The following is a 4,520-nucleotide window of genomic DNA, read 5'->3' on the forward strand; positions in this document are numbered from 1 at the left end:
ATCAATGCAAAAGAAAAGAGAGACAGGCGTCTCTCAATGAAACCGGCGGCCTGCTATTGTCGCACTTTCGCACTATCTTCGCCGCTGTGATGCTTAACTTCTGTGTTCGGTATGGGTACAGGTGTCTCCATCATACTGTCACCACCGGATTCTCTTTCCCTGAATGCACGAGCACTCAAAACTGAATAGTCACTAGCTTCCTTGTTCCACTCTTCCTAGGCTAAGCCCTCGACCTATTAGTATCATTCAGCTCAGCATATCGCTATGCTTGCACCCATGACCTATCTACCTCTTCGTCTTAGAGGGGTCTTACTTCCATTGAATGGGAAGTCTCATCTTGGAGGGGGCTTCACACTTAGATGCCTTCAGCGTTTATCCCTTCCAGACTTAGCTACCCAGCTGTGCCACTGGCGTGACAACTGGTGCACCATTGGTCTGTCCACCCCGGTCCTCTCGTACTGAGGGCAGCTCTCCTCAAACTTCCTACGCCCACGACAGATAGGGACCGAACTGTCTCACGACGTTCTGAACCCAGCTCGCGTACCGCTTTAATGGGCGAACAGCCCAACCCTTGGAACCGACTTCAGCTCCAGGATGCGATGAGCCGACATCGAGGTGCCAAACCTCCCCGTCGATGTGAACTCTTGGGGGAGATCAGCCTGTTATCCCCAGGGTAGCTTTTATCCGTTGAGCGACGGCCCTTCCATTCGGCACCGCCGGATCACTAAGCCCGACTTTCGTCCCTGCTCGACTTGTTGGTCTCGCAGTCAAACACCCTTTTGCCTTTGCACTCTGCGCATGGTTTCCATCCATGCTGAGGGTATCTTTGGGCGCCTCCGTTACTCTTTGGGAGGCGACCGCCCCAGTCAAACTGCCCACCTGACACTGTCCCGTCAACGGCTTCACGTCGTCCGGTTAGAACCTCAATGCATCAAGGGTAGTATCCCAACGGCGACTCCTCGAATACTGGCGTATCCGTCTCCTTGTCTCCTACCTATCCTGTACATCATGCATCAAGATCCAATATCAAGCTACAGTAAAGCTCCATGGGGTCTTTCCGTCTAGTCGCGGGTAACCTGCATCTTCACAGGTACTAAGACTTCACCGAGTCTACAGCTGAGACAGCGCCCAAATCGTTACGCCTTTCGTGCGGGTCAGAACTTACCTGACAAGGAATTTCGCTACCTTAGGACCGTTATAGTTACGGCCGCCGTTTACTGGGGCTTCAATTCATCGCTTCTCCTTGCGGATCACAACTCCTCTTAACCTTCCAGCACCGGGCAGGCGTCACCCCCTATACTTCGACTTGCGTCTTCGCAGAGAGCTGTGTTTTTGGTAAACAGTCGCTTGGGCCGTTTTACTGCGGCTCAGCTTTCACTGAGCACTCCTTATCCCGAAGTTACGGAGTCATTTTGCAGAGTTCCTTAGCTGTAGTTCTCTCGCTCACCTTAGGATTCTCTCCTCACCCATGTGTGTCCATTTTCGGTACGGGCTGACACTGAGTTATGCTAGAAGCTTTTCTTGGAAGATGGCTTCGGCGACTTCTGTACTTATCGTAATGTTCCATACGCGTCACGCCTTCGGGTTCCGACATCCGGATTTGCCTGGATGTCCCCTACCTCGCTTGCACCAGCTATTCCAGCTGCTGGATCGCCTAGCCTTCTCCGTCACTCCATTGCCTCACTGCCAGGTACGGGAATCTCCACCCGTTGTCCATCGACTACGCCTCTCGGCCTCGTCTTAGGCCCCGACTTACCCAGAGCGGACGAACCTTCCTCTGGAAACCTTGGGTTTTCGGTGCGTGGGATTCTCACCCACGTTCCGCTACTCACACCGGCATTCTCTCTTCCAGCCGCTCCACATGTCCTTTCGGTCATCCTTCCTCGCTGACTGGAACGCTCCCCTACCACTTATATTCTCTATAAATCCATAGCTTCGGTATTATGCTTAGCCCCGGTAAATTTTCGGCGCAGAGTCATTCGACTAGTGAGCTGTTACGCACTCTTTAAAGGGTGGCTGCTTCTGAGCCAACCTCCTAGTTGTCTGGACATCTCCACATCCTTTTCCACTTAGCATATATTTTGGGACCTTAGCTGATGGTCTGGGCTGTTTCCCTCTTGACTGCGGACCTTATCACCCGCAGTCTGACTGCCGCGCTTGTCTTCATGACATTCGGAGTTTGATTATGCTCAGTACCTCGGGATGAGGCCATCACATATTCAGTGCTCTACCTTCATGACACCTGTCGCGACGCTAGCCCTAAAGCTATTTCGGGGAGAACCAGCTATCTCCGAGTTCGTTTGGAATTTCACCCCTAGCCACAATTCATCCGCCAACGTTTCAACGGGGGTCGGTTCGGTCCTCCATCGGGTTCTACCCCAACTTCAACCTGATCATGGCTAGATCACTCGGTTTCGGGTCTATGACATAAAACTTCCGCCCTCTTCAGACTCGCTTTCGCTTCGGCTCCGCGTCTCCCGCTTAACCTCGCTTCATATCATAACTCGCCGGCTCATTCTACAAAAGGCACGCCATTACCCATTAACGGGCTCTGACTTCTTGTAAGCATATGGTTTCAGGTTCTCTTTCACTCCCCTCCCGGGGTTCTTTTCACCTTTCCCTCACGGTACTGGTTCACTATCGGTCACTAAGGAGTATTTAGCCTTTCGAGATGGTCCTCGATAATTCCGTCAGGATTCCTCGTGCCCCGACGTACTCAGGTACTGTCTCGCATTCCTCCACAATTTCGGATACGGGAGTTTCACCCTCTTCGCTGCGCCTTCCCCTGCGCTTCTCCTATCATGCCGGTTCTGCTTCCTCGACAGCCCTATAACCCCATCTTCACGATGGTTTGGGCTCCTCCGCTTTCGCTCGCCGCTACTTGCGGAATCGTTCTTACTTTCTTCTCCTGCAGGTACTGAGATGTTTCAGTTCCCTGCGTCTTGCCTCATGCAGCTATGTATTCACTCCATGATGTCACGCTTCTCTTCGTGACGGGTTCCCCCATTCGGACATCAGCGGGTCTCTGCCTGCTTACTGCTCGCCGCCGCGTTTCGCCGTTTGCTGCGTCCTTCTTCGCCTCTTAGTGCCTAGGCATCCGCCATACGCTCTTTCCTGCTTAACCTAAAGTGTTCAAGTTCTCTACTTTTTTCTTGTTTTGCTTTTCTCTTTGTGTTTCTTAGTTTTTTCTTGCAACCAGATGATTAGACCTTCAATCTTCTTCTTTTTCCTGATCTCGTTTCTTCTTCATCTATCTTTTCTGTTGTAAAAAGTTTTTGCTAGTTTGCTATTCAGTTTTCAATGTTCCTGTATTCCTCTTCTGAACATGCCAGCGCACATTCAAAACTAAACAGACTCCACGTCCTCTTCTCCCTAGAAAGGAGGTGATCCATCCCCACGTTCCCGTAGGGATACCTTGTTACGACTTCACCCCAATCATCAGTCCCACCTTAGACAGCTCCTTCCTTGCGGTTAGGCCACCGGCTTCGGGTGTTACCAACTCTCATGGTGTGACGGGCGGTGTGTACAAGGCCCGAGAACGTATTCACCGCGACATTCTGATTCGCGATTACTAGCGATTCCAGCTTCGTGCAGTCGAGTTGCAGACTGCAGTCCGAACTGAGAACGGGTTTCTGGGTTTCGCTCCACCTCGCGGTCTCGCTTCCCTCTGATCCGTCCATTGTAGCACGTGTGTAGCCCAGGTCATAAGGGGCATGATGATTTGACGTCATCCCCGCCTTCCTCCTCCTTGCAGAGGCAGTCTCGCCAGAGTCCCCAACCTAATGCTGGCAACTGGCAACAGGGGTTGCGCTCGTTGCGGGACTTAACCCAACATCTCACGACACGAGCTGACGACAACCATGCACCACCTGTATCCATTATAGCTATCCCCCTATCTCTAGGGTCTTTAATGGTATGTCAAGACCTGGTAAGGTTCTTCGCGTTGCTTCGAATTAAACCACATGCTCCACCGCTTGTGCGGGCCCCCGTCAATTCCTTTGAGTTTCATTCTTGCGAACGTACTACTCAGGCGGAGTACTTATTGCGTTAACTGCAGCACTGAGGTCTGACCCCCAACACTTAGTACTCATCGTTTACGGCGTGGACTACTAGGGTATCTAATCCTATTTGCTCCCCACGCTTTCGGGACTGAGCGTCAGTTGCAGCCCAGATCGTCGCCTTCGCCACTGGTGTTCCTCCATATATCTACGCATTTCACCGCTACACATGGAATTCCACGATCCTCTGCTGCTCTCTAGCTATTTGGTTTCCACGGCTTACCGAAGTTTAGCTTCGGGCTTTCACCGCAGACCTCTATTGCCGCCTGCTCCCTCTTTACGCCCAATGATTCCGGATAACGCTCGCCACCTACGTATTACCGCGGCTGCTGGCACGTAGTTAGCCGTGGCTTCCTCATAAAGTACCGTCACTCATATGTCATTCCCTACATATGCCGTTCTTCCTTTATAACAGAGGTTTACATACCGAAGTACTTCCTCCCTCACGCGGCGTTGCTCGGT

At 51.9% G+C, this 4,520-nt stretch carries 3 rRNA genes; all 3 read right to left on the reverse strand.

Going from position 1 to position 4,520, the window contains the following annotated elements:
- Positions 1 to 40: 40 nt before the first annotated feature.
- Positions 41 to 149: ribosomal RNA gene (gene rrf / locus BN350_RS17950) — 5S ribosomal RNA — on the reverse strand.
- Between the two features lie 67 nt (positions 150 to 216).
- A 23S ribosomal RNA gene (locus BN350_RS17955) occupies positions 217 to 3,124 on the reverse strand.
- A 252-nt stretch (positions 3,125 to 3,376) separates the two neighbouring features.
- Positions 3,377 to 4,520: ribosomal RNA gene (locus BN350_RS19795) — 16S ribosomal RNA — on the reverse strand; the annotation flags it as partial.

The sequence above is a fragment of the Candidatus Stoquefichus massiliensis AP9 genome (genome assembly GCF_000455285.1).
In the GTDB taxonomy this organism is placed as follows: domain Bacteria; phylum Bacillota_I; class Bacilli_A; order Erysipelotrichales; family Coprobacillaceae; genus Stoquefichus; species Stoquefichus massiliensis.